17 protein-coding genes are annotated in these 20,018 nt (G+C 69.6%); 1 reads left to right on the top strand and 16 read right to left on the bottom strand.

All coding sequences use genetic code 11. The annotated features are described in order from the left end of the window. The first annotated feature begins 54 nt into the window (after window positions 1-54). On the top strand, window positions 55-1,410 hold the full coding sequence (locus J9315_RS06405; protein WP_211979042.1) for a heparan-alpha-glucosaminide N-acetyltransferase domain-containing protein: 1,356 nt from the start codon (window positions 55-57) through the stop codon (window positions 1,408-1,410). Window positions 1,411-1,455: 45 nt separating this feature from the next. Here J9315_RS06405 and J9315_RS06400 read toward each other — a convergent pair whose 3' ends face one another. The 16 genes from J9315_RS06400 to rbfA all read right to left on the bottom strand — a co-directional run bounded on the left by J9315_RS06400 (window position 1,456) and on the right by rbfA (window position 19,940). Then, window positions 1,456-1,905: a tetratricopeptide repeat protein gene (locus tag J9315_RS06400; protein ID WP_137826337.1), complete on the bottom strand. Its 450-nt coding sequence runs from the start codon at window positions 1,903-1,905 to the stop codon at window positions 1,456-1,458. Next, window positions 1,905-2,645, bottom strand: coding sequence for a 4-hydroxy-tetrahydrodipicolinate reductase (gene dapB, locus J9315_RS06395; protein ID WP_211979041.1), 741 nt, complete (start codon window positions 2,643-2,645; stop codon window positions 1,905-1,907). The genes J9315_RS06400 and dapB overlap by 1 nt, the downstream gene beginning before the upstream one ends. 157 nt (window positions 2,646-2,802) lie before the next feature. Next, window positions 2,803-3,408: a GNAT family N-acetyltransferase gene (locus tag J9315_RS06390; protein ID WP_211979040.1), complete on the bottom strand. Its 606-nt coding sequence runs from the start codon at window positions 3,406-3,408 to the stop codon at window positions 2,803-2,805. Between the two features lie 133 nt (window positions 3,409-3,541). Beyond that, window positions 3,542-4,168: a superoxide dismutase gene (locus J9315_RS06385; protein ID WP_009378466.1), complete on the bottom strand. Its 627-nt coding sequence runs from the start codon at window positions 4,166-4,168 to the stop codon at window positions 3,542-3,544. A 123-nt stretch (window positions 4,169-4,291) separates the two neighbouring features. Further along, a complete protein-coding gene (locus J9315_RS06380; protein WP_211979039.1) occupies window positions 4,292-5,458 on the bottom strand; it encodes an acyl-CoA dehydrogenase family protein in 1,167 nt (388 codons plus the stop codon). Between the two features lie 55 nt (window positions 5,459-5,513). Then, complete coding sequence (locus tag J9315_RS06375) at window positions 5,514-7,151, bottom strand: thiamine pyrophosphate-binding protein (RefSeq protein ID WP_211979038.1); 1,638 nt, start codon at window positions 7,149-7,151, stop codon at window positions 5,514-5,516. After that, a complete protein-coding gene (locus tag J9315_RS06370) occupies window positions 7,148-9,319 on the bottom strand; it encodes an acetate--CoA ligase family protein (RefSeq protein WP_211979037.1) in 2,172 nt (723 codons plus the stop codon). The genes J9315_RS06375 and J9315_RS06370 overlap by 4 nt, the downstream gene beginning before the upstream one ends. An 8-nt stretch (window positions 9,320-9,327) precedes the next feature. Beyond that, window positions 9,328-10,503, bottom strand: coding sequence for a Glu/Leu/Phe/Val dehydrogenase dimerization domain-containing protein (locus tag J9315_RS06365; RefSeq protein ID WP_211979036.1), 1,176 nt, complete (start codon window positions 10,501-10,503; stop codon window positions 9,328-9,330). A gap of 91 nt (window positions 10,504-10,594) precedes the next feature. Next, complete coding sequence (locus tag J9315_RS06360) at window positions 10,595-11,197, bottom strand: TetR/AcrR family transcriptional regulator (protein ID WP_211979035.1); 603 nt, start codon at window positions 11,195-11,197, stop codon at window positions 10,595-10,597. A 9-nt stretch (window positions 11,198-11,206) separates the two neighbouring features. Then, window positions 11,207-12,511, bottom strand: a complete 1,305-nt coding sequence (locus J9315_RS06355; protein ID WP_282959873.1) for a pitrilysin family protein — start codon at window positions 12,509-12,511, stop codon at window positions 11,207-11,209. Window positions 12,512-12,546: 35 nt separating this feature from the next. After that, window positions 12,547-14,778 (bottom strand): polyribonucleotide nucleotidyltransferase, encoded by a 2,232-nt coding sequence (locus J9315_RS06350; protein ID WP_198499124.1) that lies wholly within the window; start codon window positions 14,776-14,778, stop codon window positions 12,547-12,549. Window positions 14,779-16,095: 1,317 nt separating this feature from the next. Continuing rightward, the gene (rpsO, locus tag J9315_RS06345) at window positions 16,096-16,365 is read right to left on the bottom strand and encodes a 30S ribosomal protein S15 (RefSeq protein ID WP_137826052.1); all 270 of its coding nucleotides are present in this window, start codon (window positions 16,363-16,365) and stop codon (window positions 16,096-16,098) included. 93 nt (window positions 16,366-16,458) lie between these two features. After that, window positions 16,459-17,397 carry a bifunctional riboflavin kinase/FAD synthetase gene (locus tag J9315_RS06340; protein WP_211979033.1) on the bottom strand — a complete coding sequence of 313 codons (939 nt, stop codon included), beginning with the start codon at window positions 17,395-17,397 and terminating at the stop codon, window positions 16,459-16,461. A gap of 65 nt (window positions 17,398-17,462) precedes the next feature. Beyond that, entirely contained in the window at window positions 17,463-18,377 is a 915-nt protein-coding gene (gene truB / locus J9315_RS06335; RefSeq protein WP_211979032.1) for a tRNA pseudouridine(55) synthase TruB, read from the bottom strand. Between the two features lie 30 nt (window positions 18,378-18,407). Continuing rightward, complete coding sequence (locus J9315_RS06330) at window positions 18,408-19,166, bottom strand: ligand-binding protein SH3 (RefSeq protein WP_249121047.1); 759 nt, start codon at window positions 19,164-19,166, stop codon at window positions 18,408-18,410. Between the two features lie 336 nt (window positions 19,167-19,502). After that, the gene (gene rbfA, locus J9315_RS06325) at window positions 19,503-19,940 is read right to left on the bottom strand and encodes a 30S ribosome-binding factor RbfA (RefSeq protein ID WP_211979030.1); all 438 of its coding nucleotides are present in this window, start codon (window positions 19,938-19,940) and stop codon (window positions 19,503-19,505) included. Window positions 19,941-20,018: the final 78 nt, after the last annotated feature.

Here is a 20,018-nt window from a genome sequence, read left to right as displayed (position 1 = left end):
CATTAACATACCGTTCACACCCGGCCCAGGGGGCTCACATGTGAGAATCGTTCCATGAGCACTCAACCGGCGACCGCCTCGGCGCGGTTCGTCAGCAGACTGAGCCCGCCCGGCCGCCTCGTCGGTCTCGACGCTGCCCGCGGACTGGCGCTGCTGACGATGATGGTCACCCACATCTTCCCCCTCACCGATGAGATGGGCGACCCGACGTGGGCGGCGATCTTCTCCGGTCGCGCCTCGGCGCTCTTCGCGGTGCTCGCCGGCTGCTCGCTCGTCCTCTCGACCCGCGGCACCCTTGAGGCCACCGGTCGTCTCCGCGATGTGGCGCCCGGAGTCCTCGTGCGGGCGGCGTCGATCATCGTCGTCGGGCTCTTCCTCGGAGCGATCACGACGAACCTCGCGGTCATCCTCGTCAACTACGGCGTCATGTTCGCCATCGCGCTGCTCTTCCTGCGGCTGCGGCCGTGGGCGCTCTTCACGCTCGCGGGGCTGTGGATGGCCCTCAGCCCGCTCGTGTCGATGTGGGTGCGCAGCACGTACGGTCTCGAGACCTCGTACTCGGCGATGTCGTGGTTCGACTTCGCGTCGCTCGGCCCGATGCTCACCGACCTCGTCTTCACCGGCTACTATCCGATCCTCCAGTGGATGGCCTACATCCTCCTCGGCATGGCGGTCGCGAAGATCGACATCGGCCGGCACCTCACGGCGCTCTTCCTCGCCGGGGTCGCCCTCTTCGCCATCGGCCGCGGCGGCTCGTGGTTCCTTCTCGACGTCGCCGGCGGCCGCGCCGAGCTCGAAGCCCTCGCCGCCACCTCGGGGGCCGACCTCAACGCCGCGCTCTTCATCAACAGCTACGGGGTGACACCACCGGATTCGTGGTGGTGGCTGGCGATCGCGGGACCGCATTCGGCGACCCCGTTCGATCTCATCTCCACCGCCGGCACCTCGCTCGCCGCGATCGCCGTGCTCCAGGCCGCCGCGATCCTGCTCGGCCGGCGGTCATGGCTGCTCGCACCGCTGAGCGCTCCGGGATCGATGCCGCTGACGGTCTACGCCGCCCACGTCGTCCTCGTCGAGATCACGCACCCCTTCTACCAGCCGGCACCGATGATCGAGCAGGCCGACCCGGCGAAGATCACGACCGAGTACGCGATCCACGCCCTGACCTTCATCATCCTCGCGATCGTCTGGAAGGTCTTCGTCAGTCCGCGCGGTCCGCTCGAGGGCGTCATCGCCTCCCTCGTCAAAGCCGTGAGTCCGGTGCGCGCGGGCAGTGGTCAGGGCGCCGAGGCGGCACCGGGCGCCGCGACCGCTGCTCCTCCGGCGCACCGGCCGGATCTCCCGGTGAACCCCGACCCTCCGGCGCATCCGGATCCGCCCGCGAATCCGGGTCCCCCGGACCGGCGATAGGCAGCGCCCCCGAGCCGGCGGCAGAACCGCCCGGAGCCAGAGCGCCTACGCCTGCCCGGCTCTCTCCATCGAGATCGCCTTGCGCATCGTCGCGCGGGCACGGCGCCGGTCGCCGCTCGCGTCATAGGCGCACGAGAGACGGAACCACGAGCGCCAGTCATCCGGTGCGGCGTCGGCTTCGGACTGGTACTGGGCGAACGCCTCGTCGGCGGCCTCCCGCACGATCCGGCCGCCGGGCGTGCGCGGCAGGTCGTCGACGGGCAGTCCTCCCTCGGATTCGAGGATCTTCGCGAGCCGCTCCATCCGCGACCCGAAGAGGAGCTCCATGATGAGCGCCCACGCACCGACGATCGGCAGCACGAGCAGGGCGATGCCCATGAGCTTGGGGATGAGCTCGGGTTCGCGCAGGAGGATCCACGCCCGCTGTCCCATGAGGACGAAGTAGAACGCGAGCACGACGGAGACGATGATCGCCCCGATCTTCGCTTTCGACATCAGAGGTCGAGGATGCTCTCGAGGCCGTGCAGAAGCCCGGTCCGATCGCCGATCGCACGCACGGCGGTGATGATGCCGGGCATGAACGCCGAGGTGGAGAACGAATCGGTCCGAATCGTCAGGGCCTCGCCGGCGGCACCGAAGTGGATCTCCTCCGAGGCGGTCATGCCGAGCTGGCGGATCGCGTGGACGTGGATGCCGTCGATGACCGCACCGCGGGCGCCGTCGGGGTCGGTCTCGGTGGCGTCGGGAACGGCAGGCAGGCCGGCGTCGCGGCGGGCAGCGGCGATGCGCTGCGCGGTGTGCACGGCGGTGCCCGAGGGGGCGTCGAGCTTGCGGGGATGGTGGATCTCGACGACCTCGGCGGAGTCGAAGTAGGGGGCGGCCACCTCGGCGAAGCGCATGGCGAGCACCGCCCCGATCGAGAAGTTGGGGGCGATGAGGACGGCCGTGTCCGGGTGGTCGGCGAGGAGGGCGGTGAGCCGCTCGAGCCGGTCGGCATCCCACCCGGTCGTGCCGACGACGGTGTCGATGTCGTGTTCGACGAGGAACCGGACGTTGTCCTCGGTGGCCTTGGGCACGGTGAGTTCGACGGCGACGTCGATGTCGAGGTCGGTGAGCGTCTCCAGTGAGTCCGAGCTGCCGAGCGCGGCGACGAGGTCGAGGCCCTCGGCCTCCTCGACGGCCTGGACGGCTTGGGCTCCCATCCGTCCCTGTGCTCCGATGACGGCTACCCTCATGTGCGCTCGCTTCCTCCGACGGTGATCTGCGGGCGGTTTCGCCCGCAGGCCAGTCTAGCGAGTCCGCTGCAGTCGGTCGTTCAGGTCGTCACCGCGCCGAGGCGGTCCGTCCCCACTCGCGATGGGCAGCCGACCCGTCGCCACGGGCCGCCGGACCCTAGCCGCCGGCCGCCGACCCGTCGCCGCCGGCCGCCAGACCCTCGCCGCCGGCCGCCGACCCATCACCGCGAACGATGGGCAGCCGTCCGCCCGGCGACCGCGGGTCCCCGCTCAGCCGCGCAGCCACCTCGGTGTCGTAGCGGACGCCGCCGTAGTCGAGGCGCTGCCGTTCACGTCCTTCGACGAGGAACCCGGCGGCCGCGGCGACGGCTCCGGAGGCCGGGTTGTTCACGCGGTACCCGAGTTCGAGGCGATAGACACCGAGGTCGTCGTGGAGGACGTCGACGAGTGTGCGCAGCGCGGAGGAGGCGAGGCCCTGCCCCCGCGCCTCCGGGCGCAGCCAGTACGAGATCCACGTCGTCGAGTGGCGTCGTTCGGTCCCTGTCGCCATGACATTGCCGAGGATCCTCGTACCGTCGACGATGGCGAAGGCGCGCGCCGTGCCGTCGGCCTCGGCGGTGAGAATCGACTCGATCCATGTGCTCGCCCCTGCCGCGGTGTGGTCCTCGGGGATGTTGCGCTGCAACTCGGGATCGGCCACGGCGTAGATCTCAGCGAGCGCCTCGGCGTCGGACGGCGACCATGATCGCAGGTGAGCAGTCATGGGCTCACCCTACCGGTCGCCCTCGAAACAAGCAGCGGCCCGGACTCCGTGATGGAGTCCGGGCCGCCTGATGAGCGCGAGCGTCAACGCTGAGACCCGCGTCGGCCTCACGCGCTCAGCTCAGGAGAGCGCCTCAGCCGAGGAGCAGTCCCTTGGTCTGGTTGACCGCGCGGTCGAAGCGAGCGCCGGCGTCCTCCCAGTTGACGATGTTCCACCAGGCCTTGACGTAGTCGGGCTTGACGTTCTGGTAGTCGAGGTAGAACGCGTGCTCCCACATGTCGAGCTGGAGGATCGGGGTGCCGCCCTGCTGGATGTCCGACTGCTGGTCGTGGAGCTGTTCGACGAAGAGGTTGCCGCCGAGCTGATCGTAGACGAGAACGGCCCACCCGGAGCCCTGGATCGTCGTCGCCGCGGTCGTGAAGACCTCGCGGAACTTGTCGAAGGAGCCGAACTGGTCATCGATCGCAGCCGCGAGTTCGCCGACGGGCTTGTCGCCACCGTCCGGGGACATGTTCTGCCAGAAGATCGAGTGGTTGACGTGACCGCCGAGGTTGAACGAGAGGTCACGGATGAGCTTGGGCAGGTTCGCGAGGTTGCCGCTCTCGCGGGCTTCGGCGATCTGCTCGACCGCGGTGTTCGCGCCCTTGACGTAGGTCGCGTGGTGCTTGTCGTGATGCAGCTCCATGATGCGAGCCGAGATGTGCGGCTCGAGAGCGGAGTAGTCGTAGGGCAGCTCCGGAAGTGTGTACTGCTCAGCCATGAGATTCCTCCTGAAGAGAATTGATGCCCGCCTTGGCCGGCGGCTTCATTTTCGACCCTATATCAGGGCCTCATCTCGAACAACACAAGGTTAGGTCAGGCTATTCCGGGACTCGCCGAGGTTTCAGCGGAGGCTGCGCGAGATGAGCAGGCGCATGATGTCGCTCGTGCCCTCCTCGATCTCCTCGAGCTTGGCGTCGCGCATCCACTGCTCGACGGGATGCTCGCGCGAGTAGCCCCAGCCGCCGAGGGTCTGGACGGCCGCCCAGGTGGAGAACATCGCCGTCTCCGAGGCGCCCAGCTTCGCCATCGCCGCTGCGGCGGTCACCCGCTCCCGCGGCACGGCGTCACCGGCGTCGATCATCCGGGCGGCGTTGAGCACCTGCAGCCACGCGGCGTCGATGCGCGCGGACATGTCGGCGAGTCGGAACGCGACCGCCTGATGGTCGATGATCCGCTTCCCGAACTGCTCGCGCTCGCGCGCATAGTCCCGGGCGTATTCGTACGCCGCCCGGGCCGTGCCGAGGGCGGCGGCGCCGAGGACGACGCGGGAGATGTCGAAGGTGCGCATGAGCCCGTAGAACCCCTGGCCCTCCGCGCCGAGGCGGTTGTCCTCGGGGACGAACGCGTCGGAGAGGAAGATCTCCCGGCACACGATCGCCCGCTGCCCCATCTTCTTCATCGGCGCCCCGAACTCCATGCCCGGGGTGTCCTTTTCAAGGAGGAACGCGCTGACCCCGCGGGCCCGCTGCGCAGGGTCGGTCTTCGCGAAGACGACGTAGAAGTCGGCGAGCCCGGCATTCGAGATCCACGCCTTCTGCCCGTTGAGGAGGTATCCGCCGTCGGTCCGATCGGCGCGGGTGATGATCGACGCGGAGTCCGATCCGGAGCCGGGTTCGGTCGTCGCGAGCGCCGTGAACTTCGGCCTCTCCCCGGTCAGGGGCCGCAGCCACGCCTCCTTCTGCGCGTCGGTGCCGAGCGCGAGCACGGGGTCGGCGAAGAAGCCGTTCGAGCACACGAAGTTCCCGATCCCCGGATCCCCGAAGCACAGCTGCTCCTGGACGAGGCACTGCGTGAACACGTCGGTGAACCCGCCCCCGCCGTACTCCTCGGGGATCATGAAGTCGGTGATCCCGAGCTTCGCCGCCGCGGCGAAGAGGTCGACCGGCGATTCGGTGTCGGCCTCGTCGACGGTGCGGCCCGCCGGTCGGATCTGCTCGACGGCGAAGGTCCGGCACAGGTCGATGACGGCGGACTGCTCCTCGCTGAGCGGCCACGGGGTGTAGGTCATAGCTCTCCTTCGTCCCCCGCCGGATGCGGGGGTGGATGTCGGGTCGGGTGGGTCCTCAGCGGCCGAGCATGTCCTCGGACGCCCGGGAGTCCTCCCACAGGTGGATGAGGGTGGGTCCGGTCCGCTCCATCGCCGAGGTGAGGGCGGCGGTGAGTGCCTCGGCGCCGTCGACGTGGACTCCGTGGGCCCCCATCGCCGAGGCGAGGGCCGGGAAGTCCGGTCCGCGCAGGGCGACGCCGGTGGGCACGTCGCCGCGGTCGGCCATCTCGTTGCGGATCTCCCCGTATCCGCCGTTGTCGACGATGATGAGCGCGAGGCTCGCCTCGTCCTGGACGGCGGCGGCGAGTTCGGGGATCGTGAACATCGCTCCCCCGTCGCCCTCGATCGCGATGACGCGGGCCGCGGGGTCGGCGAGCTTCGCCCCGATCGCCGCCGGCAGCGCGAACCCGAGCGTGCCCGCGCCGGCCGGATAGAGATAGCGGTCGCCGAGGCGGGCCGCCCAGCCGGTCTGCACGCCGTAGTAGCAGCTCATCGTCTGGTCGGCGGCGATGACGACCGGGGACTCCGCGGCCTGGGTGAACGCGGTGAGCCCCTCCGACAGCACCGCCCACGGCTGCCCGTCGCGGGCGGCCGCGACGCGGGCGATCTCCGCGACCTCGGCCGGCCAGCCGCCCGACGCCACCGCCTCGGCGCCGCTGCGGTCCCGCACCCGCTTCACAGCGGCGGCGAGAGAGGCGGCGGCCTCGGTCGCGTCGGCGACGAGGGGATGGCTGACCGCGGCATTGCCGAGCATCTGCGTCTCGTCGATGTCGATGCGCACGACGGTGTCGGGCAGGGGCAGCGGCTCGGGCCAGAAGTCGCTCGGGGCGAGTTCGGTGCCGATCGCTGCGACGGCATCGGCGCGGGCGAGGATGTCGGGCAGCTCGGGGAGGAACCCGATCGCCCCAAGCATGAGCGGATGGTCACCGGCGATCGCGCCCTTGGCGTTCGCGGAGAGGATGATCCCGGCACCGAGCGCCTCGGCGAGGGCGACGATCCCCTCCCCCGCACCGTGGGACCCGCCGCCGGCGATGACGAGCGGACGCTGGGAGGCGGCGAGCGCCTCGGCGGCGGTGGCGATTCCGTGCTCGTCGAGCACGGGCAGGGGCCGTGTGACGGCGGGGTGGATGATGCCGGGCCCGGTCGCCTCGATGAGGTCGAGCGGGATCTCGAAGCTCGCGGGCCGGGGCCGGCCGGAGCGAATGAGCGTGAGCGCCTGCGCGACGGCCAGCGGCACCTCGCCCACATTGGTGACCCGGTGACTGTCGCCGAGGATCGCCTCGATCGCGAGCGCCTGGTTGCGCACCTCGTGGAGGAGGCCGGTGCCGCGGCCGGGATGGGTCGAGGGCATGCCGGGGCTGATGAGGAGGACCGGCACGGAGTCTGTGAACGACTGGAGCAGCGCGGTCAGCGCGTTGAGCACGGCGGGTCCCGTCGTCGTCACGACGACCTGGACGTCACCGGTGACGCGGGCGGCTCCGTCGGCCATGAACCCCGCCCCCTGTTCGTGGCGGGGCGAGACGATCTCGATGCCGTGCTCGCTCAGCTGCGCGAAGATCTCGAGATTGTGGGTGCCGGGGATCCCGAAGACGCGGGTGATGCCCTCGGCGGCCAGGGCTGCGGCGAGGTGGCCGCCGCCGGTGAGTTCGCTCATGCGCTCGTCTCCGTTCGGATGTCGGTGCTCGGGTGGGTAGGGATGGCCTGGCCCGGGCCGTGGGTGTCGGTGCTCGGGTGGGCAGGGGTGGCGGAGTCGCCTGCCGCGTCCGTCTCCTCGGGCTCATCGGTCTCCTCGGTCTCCCCGGACTCGGTGATGACGAGGGCGTCGACGGCGAGCGCCCCGGATGCGGCGACGCGCACGGGGTTGATCTCGATCTCCGTGATCGCGTTCGACCCGGCGATGAGCCGCGAGACGGCGACGACGACGTCGGCGAGGCTCTCGACGTCGGCGGGTGGCCGGCCCCGCCAACCTTGGAGGAGCCGGTGGATCTTCAGCCGCGCGAGCATGTCGAGGGCCTCGGTCCGCGACACCGGGGCGAGTTCGAGACGGGTGTCCTCGTAGAGCTCCGTCTCCGTGCCCCCGGCCCCGACCATGACGATGGGACCGAAGTTCTCGTCCTGCCGCCCGCCGACGAGGATCTCGACGACGTGCTCGCGCCGGTCCATCTCCTCGACGATGTACTCACCGGCACCGAGGCGGCCGACCATCTCCGTGTGCGCGGCGTGAAGCGCGGGCAGGTCCGGCAACCCGAGGACGATGCCGCCGACCTCCGTCTTGTGCGCGGGCCACCCGGCCTTGAGGACGAACGGCGGGGTCAGACCCGCTGCCGCGACCGCCTCGGCGAGGTCATCGGAGTCCCCCACCCGCACCCCAGCGGGCACGGCGACCCCGGCCGCCGCGATCGTCTCCCGGGCCGCGCTGTAGCCGGTCCCCCACGGGGTCAGTGCCGCCGACTGTTCGAGCGCCTCGGCGATCCGACCGGAGTGGGCGGCGTAGAACGCGGCGAGCGAGAGCACCCGCATCGTCGTGTCGATCGACCGGTAGCAGGGGACGAACCGCGCCCACAGGTCGGTCACGGCCGGGGAATCCGCGCTCATCGAATGGACGAGCAGGGGTTTGCGCAGCTCCGCGGCAGCCTCGCCGAGCACGGCCACCTCGGCGAGTTCAGCCGCTTCCAGCTCCGGTGTGTCCTCCCCGTAGGCACCGAAGTACCCGGTGAGGACGACGGCGTCGACGCTGTCGTCGGTGAGGAGCTCGCGCACGACGCGGGCGTAGACGCTCAGGTCCTTCTCCCCGGCCCCGTCGAGGTCGATGGGGTTGTCGATGTGCCCGGCCTCGGGGATGACGGCCTCGACGCGGGCACGGGTCGCCGCAGTGAGCGGATCGACGGTGAGGCCGTGGAGTTCGGCCATGTCCGCGGCGATCGCTGCCTGACCGCCCGAGTCGGAGACGATCGCGACCCGGCGACCGCCCGGCAGCCATGAGGAGGCGAAGTACCCGGCGAGTTCGACGATCTCCGACGGTGAGGACAGGCGGATCGCGCCGGCCTTCCGGCAGGCCGCATCGACGGCGTCGATCGCCGAGGTGAGTGCCCCGGTGTGGGAGCGCGCGAGCCGTCTGCCGGCGGTCGAGGCTCCGGTGGTGAGGATCATCGTCGGTTTGCCCGCTGCCCGCAGGCCCTGGAGGGCAGCGACGATCGCCTCTCCCCCGCTGAAGGATTCGAGGTAGACGGCGACCTGACTGGTGGCGGGATCGTCGACGAGGGTGTCGAGGATCTCCGCCGCCCGGACATCGGACTGCCCGCCGATCGAGGCGAACCGGGAGATCCCGATGCCGCTGCGGGCCGAGAGTGTCGCGATCTCCGAGCCGAGCTGCCCGCTCTGGGAGACGACGGCGAGCGAGCCCGGCGTGAAATGGCCCCACGCGAGGAGCAGCTCGTTGCCGGAGTCGACGAGGCCGAGGGAGCCGGGGCCGATGAGCCGGGCACCGGCGGCGGTGATCGTCGCGGCGAGCTCGACGGCCCGGGGCACCCGGGTGGAGACGATGAGGAACGCGCGCACGCCCGCCGCGAGCGCCTCGGCGACGACGGGCTCGACCCCGGCACCCGGAATCGAGATGACGAGGAGCTCGGGGGCCTCGGGCAGATCGGACAGGCGCGCGTGCGTCGGCACGCCCTGGATCGAGGTGGCGCTCGAATTGATGAGGAAGACGCGCCGTCGCCCCGCCCCGGTCAGGGCTCCGGCGGCGAGCCAGAAGCCCCACTTCGCCGGATTGTTCGAGGCTCCGAGGACAGCGACGCTGCTGGGATCGAAGAACTGGTCCACGTCGCGCCCTAAGCCTGACCCATCGGGCGGTCGAGGTCGGCGAGGGCGGCGAGGTTCGCGTCGACCCGGGCCTGAGCGGCGACGCGCGGGGTGACGCCGGATTCCCGCGCCGCGGTGATCGCCTCGGTCGTCAGGTTCCGCAGGGTCTCAACGATGAGGGCCCGGCTCTGCTCCCACGAGCCGTCGATGTCTCCGAAGTACACCCACCACCACCAGGCGTTCGTCGCGGAGTTCGCGAGGAAGTCGGGGACGACGGTGACGCCGCGGGCCGCCAGGGCCTCCTCCGCCTCGGCGGTGACGGGCATGTTCGCGGCCTCGACGATGTGCCTGGCACGGACGCGGTCGCTGTTGTCGGCGGTGATCGCGTAGCTCACGGCCGCGGGCACGAGGAGGTCGGCCTCGGCGGCGAGCCAGTCGTCGCGGTCGCCGACCTGGTCCTCCGGGCGCAGCGCGTCCCGGGAGACGCCGCCGTAGGGGTCGCGGGTGGCGAGCAGCGTCTCGACGTCGAGGCCCGCGGGGTTGGAGACGAACCCGTCGGCATCGGCGATGCCGACGATCCGCACCCCCGCCTCGGCGAGGAAGCGCGCGGTCGCCCCGCCCATCGACCCGAATCCCTGGATCACCGCGGTCGTGTCCGCCGGTGACCGACCGTCGGCCTCGAGGGCGGCCAGCGCCGAGGCGGCCACTCCGAGTCCGCCGACGAGTTCGTCCTGGGCGACCCCGTCGACGATCGTCGAGAACGCCGTCAGTGACCTCTGCTCGGCTGCGGCGGGGTCGGCGACGAGCTTCTCGACCGCGCTCAGTCCGCTGCCGAGGCCGCAGCGCTCGAGGATCTCGTCGATGTCGTCCTGCCGGACTCCGAGGTCCTCACCGAGCGCCCAGTACGCGTGCATGAGCGGGTTGACGGCGACGAGGAAGCGCTCGAGGACGTCGACGGCGCCCTCGGCGCGGGGGTCGAAGTCGATGCCGCCCTTCGCCCCGCCGACGGGGACGTACCGGCGTCCGGGCACGAGGTGGATCGCCTCTTTGCGGGTCATGCCCTCGGCGAGTCCGCGCACCTCCTCGAGGGTGCACCCGGGACGCATGCGCAGGCCCCCGGAGGCGGCGCCGCGCACGAGGGTGTCGATGACGACGAAGCCGTGGGTGCCGGTGATCGGGTCCTGCCAGGTGATGTCCATGAACATGGGGCCTCCGAGGGACGGGCGGATGGAGGTCTTACTGAATAGCGGTTCAGTAAGCGTCTCACACCAGTCTGCGGCCGCAGGGCGCCACGCGTCAAGACCGGGGGCGGGCGCGTCCGAGGGCGGAGTCGGCGAAGTCGCGGACCCAGTCGAGCATGAGTGCCCGGGAGTCGGTCTCGGAGGTCATCAGCCGGATCGAGAGACCGTCGAGGTGGGCGAGGATCTTCGTCACCGCCTCGGCGATGTCACCGGGGGCGACGGTGAATTCTCCGGTCTCCGCACCGGCGCGGACCACCTCGGCGAACACGGTCTGCCACGCGCGATCGAGACGGGCGAGCGTGGCCCTGATCTCCTCGTCGAAGAGCGCCGCGGACCATGCGTCCATCCAGATCGTCCAGCTGCGCGTCGACCCGCTCGGCAGGTACCACGCGAGGAGGTCGTCGAGGATCTCCTGCGCCGGACGGTCCGCGGCGGCGATCGCCCGGGCCCGGTCGAGGTCGTTCTCACCAGCGAAGGCGAATGCCTCGGTGACGAGGGCCTCCTTCGTCGCGAAGTGGTAGATGACGAGGCTCGCGCTCAGGTCGAGGCGGCGGGCGACGTCGGCGACCCGCAGGGCGCGCAGCCCGGTCGCCTCGATCTCGTCGATGGTCGCGGCGAGGATCTCCTCGCGGCGCACCTCGGCGCGTTTGCGACCCATGCGCCGGCCTCAGTCCCGCAGTGCGACGTCGGTGGCCGGGCCGACGAGGGAGAGCGCCTTCGGTCGCACGAGGAGATCGCCGGCCATGGCGCTGACCTGGTCGGGGGTGACCGAGCGGATGCGCTCGATGAGGTCGAAGGGCGCTTCGAGCGGGATGCCGAAGATCTCGGCCCGGGCCAGGCGGTTCATCCGCGCCGCCGAGGATTCGAGTCCGAGCACCATCGACCCGGACAGCTGGGAGACGATCTCGTCGAGTTCGGCACGGCTCGGCGGGAGCTGCGCGAGGCGGTCCCATTCGGTGAGTGCCAGGTCGAGGACGGCCTGCCCGTTCTCGGGGCTGCAGCCGGCGTAGATCCCGAACGTCCCGATGTCGGTGAACTGGCTCGCGGTCGCGTTGACCGCGTAGGCGAGCCCCCGCTCCTCGCGGATGCTCTGGAACAGCCGCGAGGACATGCCGCCGCCGAGCAGGGTGAGCAGCACCGAGTAGACGAACCTGTCCGGGTGGCCCTCGGGCAGACCCTGGCATCCGAGCAGCATCCCCAACTGCTCGGTGTCCTTGGTCGTGTGCGAGCGGCCGGTGCGGAATTCGGGCAGGGCGCGCGCCGAGGCGGCCGCATGCGGGTGCCCGATGACGCCTGCGCCCGGCGAGGTCTCGACCTCTTCCGGCAGGGCCACGGTCGTCGCGAACGCTCCGGTCTCGGTCAGTGCCCGTTCGACCATGCCGACGACCTCGGAGTGCTCGGCGCCGCCGGCCGCGGCGATGATGAGCTGGCCGGGCACATACGTCGAGGCGTAGTGGTCGAGCAGGGTGTGGTGGCCGAGCACCCGGATCTGGTCCTTCGTCGCCCCGACGGGACGGGCCAGCGGGTGGTCTGAGAAGACGAGGGCGTCGAAGTCGTCGAAGAGGACGTCGCCGGGATCGTCGGCGGCCATCGCGAGCTCTTCGATGATGACCCCGCGCTCACGTTCGAACTCGACAGGGTCGAGCGTGGAGTCGGAGACCATGTCGAGGAGCAGCGAGGTGATCGCCGGGAGGTCGGTGACGAGGCAGCGGGAGTAGTAGCACGTGAACTCCTTGGCCGTGATGGCATTGGAGTCCCCGCCCGTGCGGTCGAAGGCCGCGGCGATCGTCTTCGCGTCCTTCGTCGAGGTGCCCTTGAAGAGCATGTGCTCGAGGAAATGGGTCGAGCCGGCGGTCGCCGCGGTCTCGTCACGGGACCCGGCGGCGACCCAGATGCCGATCGTCTCGGAGGCGAGACCCGGCATGTGCTCGGTGGTGACGGTGAGACCACCGGGGAGGACAGACCGTTCGATGCGGCTGTCCTCCCCGGTGTGCGTGGAGCCTGGTATCAGTTCTCCGACTCCTCGTCCGCCTCGGCGTCCGCGTCGTCATCGCCGTCGACGACGGGAGCGAGCGAGAGCTTGCCGCGGTCGTCGATCTTCGTGATCTCGACCTGGACCTTCTGGCCCACGCCGACGACGTCCTCGACATCCTCGACGCGCTTGCCGTCGTTGAGCTTGCGCAGCTCGGAGATGTGGAGGAGCCCGTCCTTGCCCGGGGTGAGCGAGACGAACGCGCCGAAGCTCATCGTCTTGACCACGGTGCCGAGGTAGCGTTCGCCGACCTCGGGGACCTGCGGGTTGGCGATCGCGTTGATCATCGAGCGGGCCGCCTCGGCGGAGGTGCCGTCGGTCGCGCCGATGAGCACGGTGCCGTCGTCCTCGATGCTGATGTCCGCGCCGGTGTCCTCCTGGATCTGGTTGATCATCTTGCCCTTGGGGCCGATGACCTCGCCGATCTTGTCGACGGGGATGTTCACCGAGATGATCCGCGGAGCCGTCGCCGCCATCTCACCCGGGGCGTCGATGGCCTCGGCCATGACGTCGAGGATGACCATGCGGGCCTCGCGGGCCTGCTTGAGCGCGGCGGTGAGCACCGAGGAGGGCAGACCGTCGAGCTTCGTGTCGAGCTGGATCGCGGTGACGAAGTCCCGGGTGCCGGCGACCTTGAAGTCCATGTCGCCGAAGGCGTCTTCCGCGCCGAGGATGTCGGTCAGGGCCGCGTACGCGGTCTGCTCGCCCTGGTCGGTGGAGATGACGTCGGAGACGAGGCCCATCGCGATGCCGGCCACCGGAGCCTGGAGGGGCACACCGGCGTTGAGCATCGACAGCGTCGAGGCGCACACCGAGCCCATCGAGGTCGACCCGTTCGAGCCGAGGGCCTCGGAGACCTGGCGGATCGCGTACGGGAACTCCTCACGCGAGGGCAGGACCGGGGCCAGGGCGCGCTCGGCCAGAGCGCCGTGGCCGATCTCGCGGCGCTTCGGGCTGCCCACCCGACCGGTCTCACCGGTCGAGTAGGGCGGGAAGTTGTAGTGGTGCATGTAGCGCTTCGAGGTCACCGGCGACAGCGAGTCGATCTGCTGCTCGAGCTTCAGCATGTTGAGCGTCGTGATGCCGAGGATCTGGGTCTCGCCGCGCTGGAAGAGCGCCGAGCCGTGGACGCGCGGGATGACGCCGACCTCGGCCGAGAGCGGACGGATGTCCTTGAGCCCGCGTCCGTCGATGCGGACCTGCTCGGTGAGGATGCGCTTGCGCACGACCTGCTTCGTCAGGGCGTTGAGCGCCGCGGCGATCTCCTTCTCGCGGCCCTCGAAGCGCTCGCCGAGCTTGTCGAAGAGCTCTGCGAGGAGCTCTTCGCCGGCGGCTTCGCGCTCCTGCTTGTCAGCGATCTGGAAGTTCTCGGTCTGCTTCGCCTCGGCGAGGTCCTTGACGGCCTCGAAGACGTCGTCCTGGTAGTCGCGGAAGACGGGGAACTCGACGGTCGGCTTCGCGGCCTGGTCGGCGAGTTCCTGCTGGGCGCGGCAGAGTTCGGCGATGAAGGGCTTGGCGGCTTCGAGACCTTCGGCGACGACCTCCTCGGTGGGGGCCTTCGCGCCGGTCTTGACGAGGTCGATCGAGTTCTCGGTGGCCTCGGCCTCGACCATCATGATGGCGACGTCGTCACCGACCATGCGACCGGCGACGACCATGTCGAAGACGGCGTCGTCGAGCTGCGAGAAGTTCGGGAAGGCGACCCACTGGCCGTCGATGAGCGCGATGCGCACGCCGCCGATGGGACCGGAGAACGGAAGACCCGAGAGCTGAGTCGACATCGACGCGGCGTTGATGGCCAGGGCGTCGTAGAGGTGGTCGGGGTTGATCGACATCACGGTGACGACGACCTGGACCTCGTTGCGCAGACCCTTGACGAAGGACGGGCGCAGCGGACGGTCGATGAGGCGGCAGGTGAGGATCGCGTCGGTCGAGGGGCGGCCCTCACGGCGGAAGAACGAGCCGGGGATGCGGCCGGCGGCGTACATGCGCTCTTCGACGTCGACGGTGAGCGGGAAGAAGTCGAAGCCCTCACGGGGGTGCTTGCCGGCGGTGGTCGCCGAGAGCAGCATCGTGTCGTCGTCGAGGTAGGCGACGGCGGAGCCGGCGGCCTGCTTGGCCAGGCGGCCGGTTTCGAAGCGGATGGTGTGTGAGCCGAAGCGACCGTTGTCGATCGTGGCCACGGTGGTTTCAGGGGTGGTACCCACGTAGTCTCCTAGTTCGATGCCGACGGACGGGCGGGTGCGCCTGCCGCGCCGGCGGACAGTGTCGTGGACGCCATGGAACCAGGGCCGGTCATCGATCGGGGCCCACGGATGAGGGCGTCTGCGCGGGCATCTGCCATCCTCCGGAGGCCACTACCGAGGACCGAAACGTCCATGGCATAGGTGTCCGCCGGTCAGTCTACCGCAGTTGCCGTCATCCGACCGTGGGTCCGCGCACAGCTGAACTCCCGGTCACGGCCGGGGTCTCGCGGGTGCGCGCGAGGGTGCCGAGAGCGCTGCCCGTCGTGCGCTGCGTGCCGGCTGGAAGTCGATCTGCCGGCGAGAAGTCGTTGTGCCGGCCGGAAGTCCTGTGCGCGAGAAGTCGTTGTGCCGGCCAGAAGTCGCTGAGCCGCCCAGAAGTCGTGTCCGCGAGAAGTCGTTGTGCCGGCTGGAAGTCGATCTGCCGGCGAGAAGTTCGCGACACACCACCGACTGCCGGCCAGAAGTAGAATCGTCCGGCCACTAGTCGAGCGCCATTCGACTTTTGGCCGACAGTCGCTCCGCTCACCCCGTGTCGCAATACCGGCGCCGAAGCCCTGACGCACCCTCGCGCGAGAAGTCGTTGTGCCAGCCGAAAGTCGCTATGCCGGCGAGAAGTCGTGTCCGCGAGAAGTAGTTGTGCCAGCTGGAAGTCGATCTGCCGGCGAAAAGTTCGCGACACACCACCGGCTGCCGGCCAGAAGTAGAATCGCCCGGCCACTAGTCGAGCGCCATTTCACTTTTGGCCGACAGTCGCTCCGCTCACCCCGTGTCGCAACATCGGCGCCAAAACTCTGACGCTCCCGCGCGCGAGAAGTTGTTCGCTGGCGGAAAGTCGCTGAGCCGCCCAGAAGTCCTGTCCTCGAGAAGTCGTTGTGCGAGCCGAAAGTCGATCTGCCGGCGAGAAGTTCGCGACACACCACCGACTGTCGGCCAGAAGTAGAATCGCCCGACCACTAGTCGAGCGGCATTCGACTTTTGGCCGACAGGCACTCCGCGCACCCCGTGTCGCCGGAGCGCACTGCACCGTTCCACCACCGCCATGCACCGTTACAGCACCAACCCGTACCGTCACAAGCACCGCTCTGCACCGGCGCCACGCCCCCGGCCCAGCCAGCCCCTCCCCCGGCAACGACGAACGCCCCGCCGAGAAGGGCGGGGCGTTCGTGCGAGCTGACGGACTCAGCGCAATAGCAACCTCAGCAAGGAAGCAGCCTCAGAGAGCCGGCCGCGGATCCGGGTCGACCCGAATCAGCGGCGCTGGACGCAGCGGCGCTGGAATCAGCGGCGCAGGCCGAGGCGCTTGATGAGCGAGCGGTAGCGCTCGATGTCGACCTGCTGGAGGTACTTGAGCATCCGGCGGCGCTGACCGACGAGGAGCAGCAGGCCACGACGCGAGTGGTGGTCGTGCTTGTGATCCTTGAAGTGTTCGGTGAGATCCGTGATCCGGCGGGTCAGCAGGGCAACCTGAACCTCGGGAGAACCGGTGTCGCCCTCGTGAGTTCCGTATTCCTTGATGATCTCTTGCTTCGTGGCAGTATCGAGAGCCATGGAGTTCTCCTTACGTATCGTTGCGCGGCGCCGGAACAGGTCAGTTCCAGCCCTCTGGGACCGCGGCCGGTGAAAACGGCAGAGATCAGCTTATCAGGTGTGCAGGACCTCGCGCACATCGGCGATGTCCTCGTGCATCTGCGCGATGAGCGCGTCCATGCCCGTGAAGGTCACCTGTCCGCGGATGCGCGCGACGAAGTCGAGGGTCATGTGCCGGTCGTAGACGTCGAACTCCCCGAACTCCTTGTCGAGCACGTAGGCCTCGACCCGGCGGCAGTCACCCTGGAACGTCGGGTTCGTCCCGATCGAGATCGCGGCGGGGAACGGATGCTCCTCCCCCTCGAAGCTCGCCCAGCCCGCGTAGACGCCGTCGGCGGGAATGAGTCCCGCGGCGTCGGCGGAGAGGTTGGCCGTGGGGAACCCGAGGTCGCGTCCGCGGGCGTCACCGTGGACGACGGTGCCCTCGACCCGGTGGTAGCGACCGAGCTGATCGGCCGCCTCGGCGACATCACCGGCGATGATCTGGTCACGGATCCGCGACGACGAATACCGTCCCCCGCGCCCGACCTCATCGATCGTCACCGTGGTGAATCCCATCTCCTCGCCGAGGCGGCGCAGGGTCTCGATGGTCCCGGAGTTGTCGTGGCCGAACCTGACATCGTCGCCGACGACGACGCACCGGCACTTCAGCCCCTCGACGAAGTACCGGGCGACGAACTCCTCCGGCGTCTGCGCGGCGAACTCGAGGTCGTAGGGCTGGACGAAGAGGACGTCGATGCCGGTCTCGGCGATGAGCGCGGACTTCTGCTCCGGGCTCGTGATCATCAGCGTCGGGGTGTCCGGGCTGTGGATCGTGCGTGGGTGCGGGTCGAAGGTCATCGCCACCGACGTCAGCGAATGCTCGACGGCCTCGGCGGCGACGGCGCGGAGGACTGTCTGATGCCCACGGTGGACGCCGTCGAAGTTGCCCAGGGTGATGACGGTGCCGGGGTCGAAGTCCGGGACCTCGTCCAGGCCGTGATAGATCTCCACTCGAGCGCTGCTCCTTCCGTGCACCGACTCAGAGTATCGCAGGCCGGGATGGTCTGCGAACCGGCTCACGCGCGGTCGATGGCGAAGGCGGTGCGCGACTTGAGACTGCCGTCGGCGCGCACCTCGGCGACGGAGACGAGCTCGCCGTTAAGGAGTGCCGCGACCTCGTCGCCGGCGACGTCCCATGGGCCTGCCAGGGCCTTGCCCTGCATGAGCGCGGTGGCCTGCGCCGCGTCGACCTCGACGTGGGGCAGCAGGCCCGCGGTCGCCTCGGCGAGGGAGATGAGCGGGGGCGCAGGAGTGTCGAGATCCTCGGGGATCGTCACTGCTTGGCTGAGCGCGAAGGGACCGACGCGGGTGCGGCGCAGCGCGGTGAGATGACCGTGGACGCCGAGGTCGGCGCCGAGGTCCCTCGCGAGCGCCCTGATGTACGTGCCCGAGGAGCAGTCGACGACGACGTCGAGGTCGAGGTGTCCCGCCTCGGGGTCGCGGCGGATCTCGAGGACGTCGAAGCGGGTGATCTCGACCCGGCGGGGCTCGAGGACGACGTCCTCGCCGGCGCGCACCCGCGCATACGAGCGCTTGCCGTCGACCTTGATCGCCGAGACCGCGCTCGGCACCTGGTCGATGACGCCGCGGAGCCGACCGACGCCGGCGTCGATGTCACCGTCGCTGACGGCGCTGAGGACCGCGGGATCGGCGAGGACGTCGACCTCGGAGTCCGCGTCGTCGGTCGGAGTGCCCGCGCCGAGGCGGATCGTCGCGTCGTAGGTCTTCGTCGCGCCCGTGATGTGCGTGAGCAGCTTCGTCCCGCGGCCGAGTCCGAGGACGAGCACGCCGGTGGCCATCGGATCGAGGGTGCCGGCGTGGCCGACCTTGCGGGTGCCGTACCAGCGGCGCAGCCGCGAGACGACCCCGTGGGAGGTCAGGCCCTGTGGTTTGTCGCAGACGAGGATGCCCTGCGGGGAAGGTTCGGTCACCGGTGTCAGGCGATCGTGCTCAGGCGGGGATCAGTTGAAGGAGGCGTGGACGTGGTCCATGTGGTTCTGCGTCGCCGAACCGCGGTCCTCCATCGACTTCCAGCCGCTGCCGGGCATCCAGATGCGCTGTTCGAAGATGACGTACTTGACGTTGAGCGCCTTGGCGTTCTTGATGAGGTATTCGGAGATCCGGTCCCCGGTCGGGCCGGAGATCATGATGTCGACGGCCTCGCCGGTGTAGTGGTCGGACGTGCCCGACCCCTGGCGGCGGCCACCGTAGGTCTTGACCTCGGGGAACTTCGCGCACACGGCACGGTAGCCGTTGACGGCGTTGGGCAGGAGCGTCGATTCGATCGACGACGACACCTTGCACGGCGGGGTCTCCACGCCGCTCGGGGTGCTGCCGCTGCTCTTCGAGTCCGAACCGCTGTCCTTCGACGGCGAGGAGGACGGCTTCTCGTCCTTCGACTCGGTCTCCGCGGTGGGCTTCGGCTTCGGCGTCTTGACCTCGAGCGTGGTCTTCGACGTCTTGTTCTTGTACTTCGGGTCCTTCTTGACCTCTTCGATGTACTTCTCGCCGGCTTCCGCGCGCTGCGCGTCGATCTCGTCCTGGCTCACGGCCGAGGGGGTCGAGGCGGGCTCCTGCTGCGCGGTGCTCGCGGCTTCGGTCGTCACGGTGCCGGTCTCCGGCGGGCCCATGACGACGGTCGATCCGACCACGGCTGCCGTGGCGGCCGCCGGCACGGCGATCGCTGCGACGACGGGCCGCTGCTTGACCGTGGCGAGCACGGACGTGGCCGTCGAAGGGGCCTCAGCAGAGTGACGGCCGCTCGAGCGCTTGGTCGCGGGAGTGAGGTCCCGGATCAGTTGCTTGGCGAAGCCGGGCTTTGGTGAAGAGTGCTTACCCAATGCAGAATTCCCTTAACAGAGTCGTAATCAGATCGTTACCCGAAAAAGTCTAGGGCATCGCGGAAAGATAACAAAACTGTTACGAGGGATTTTTTCGCCCAGTGTGGCGAAGCTCGCGTTCGCACAATGCGACGTGCCACCTCCGCCCCAGTTCAGCGGCCCGCCGTCGCGGTGCGACGACAGGCCGGAGGGCTCCTGACGAGGGCGAGGAAAGTCTCAGATTTCGTCGGTGTCGGCCTCGGCCTTCCGATACGGATCGGCATCGCCGGCGTGCTTCGCGTCCTTCTTGAGATCGGCGATGCGCGCATCGTCGGCTGCGGCGCGGGCGAGCAGGTTGTCGAGGCGCTGGGCCTCCTCGGGGACGGCGTCGGCGACGAACTCGAGGCTCGGGGTGAGCCGGATCGTCAGCCCCTTGCCGACCTCGGAGCGGATGAAGCCCTTCGCGGACTCGAGGGCGGCGGCCGTCGACTCGAGGTCGGAGCCGTCGCCGTAGACGGTGTAGAAGATCGTCGCGTGCTGGAGGTCGCCGGTGACGCGGACGTCGGTGACCGTGACGAAGCCGAGGCGCGGGTCCTTGAGCCTGCGTTCGATCGTGCTCGCCACGATGACCTTGATCTGGTCGGCGATCTTGCGTGCGCGGGTTGCGTCTGCCATGTCCTCATCCTCTTATCCGTGTCGGGCGGTTGCCCGGAAGTGAAAGTCTAAACGGAGCGAAGCGGCCGGTGCACAGGT

The organism is Brevibacterium sp. W7.2 (genome assembly GCF_018137945.1).
Classification (GTDB): domain Bacteria; phylum Actinomycetota; class Actinomycetes; order Actinomycetales; family Brevibacteriaceae; genus Brevibacterium; species Brevibacterium sanguinis.
The sequence above is the reverse complement of the archived record's forward strand: the minus strand, read 5'-3'. Positions and strand labels throughout refer to the sequence as shown.

What these genes read in the sequence shown, in the direction of transcription:
- J9315_RS06405 (WP_211979042.1), top strand. Translation starts at nt 55, where the DNA reads ATGAGCACTCAACCGGCGACCGCCTCGGCGCGGTTCGTCAGCAGACTG.
- J9315_RS06380 (WP_211979039.1), bottom strand. Translation starts at nt 5,458, where the DNA reads ATGACCTACACCCCGTGGCCGCTCAGCGAGGAGCAGTCCGCCGTCATC.
- dapB (WP_211979041.1), bottom strand. Translation starts at nt 2,645, where the DNA reads ATGAGGGTAGCCGTCATCGGAGCACAGGGACGGATGGGAGCCCAAGCC.
- J9315_RS06365 (WP_211979036.1), bottom strand. Translation starts at nt 10,503, where the DNA reads ATGTTCATGGACATCACCTGGCAGGACCCGATCACCGGCACCCACGGC.
- J9315_RS06385 (WP_009378466.1), bottom strand. Translation starts at nt 4,168, where the DNA reads ATGGCTGAGCAGTACACACTTCCGGAGCTGCCCTACGACTACTCCGCT.
- rpsO (WP_137826052.1), bottom strand. Translation starts at nt 16,365, where the DNA reads ATGGCTCTCGATACTGCCACGAAGCAAGAGATCATCAAGGAATACGGA.
- J9315_RS06400 (WP_137826337.1), bottom strand. Translation starts at nt 1,905, where the DNA reads ATGTCGAAAGCGAAGATCGGGGCGATCATCGTCTCCGTCGTGCTCGCG.
- J9315_RS06360 (WP_211979035.1), bottom strand. Translation starts at nt 11,197, where the DNA reads ATGGGTCGCAAACGCGCCGAGGTGCGCCGCGAGGAGATCCTCGCCGCG.
- J9315_RS06375 (WP_211979038.1), bottom strand. Translation starts at nt 7,151, where the DNA reads ATGAGCGAACTCACCGGCGGCGGCCACCTCGCCGCAGCCCTGGCCGCC.
- rbfA (WP_211979030.1), bottom strand. Translation starts at nt 19,940, where the DNA reads ATGGCAGACGCAACCCGCGCACGCAAGATCGCCGACCAGATCAAGGTC.
- J9315_RS06390 (WP_211979040.1), bottom strand. Translation starts at nt 3,408, where the DNA reads ATGACTGCTCACCTGCGATCATGGTCGCCGTCCGACGCCGAGGCGCTC.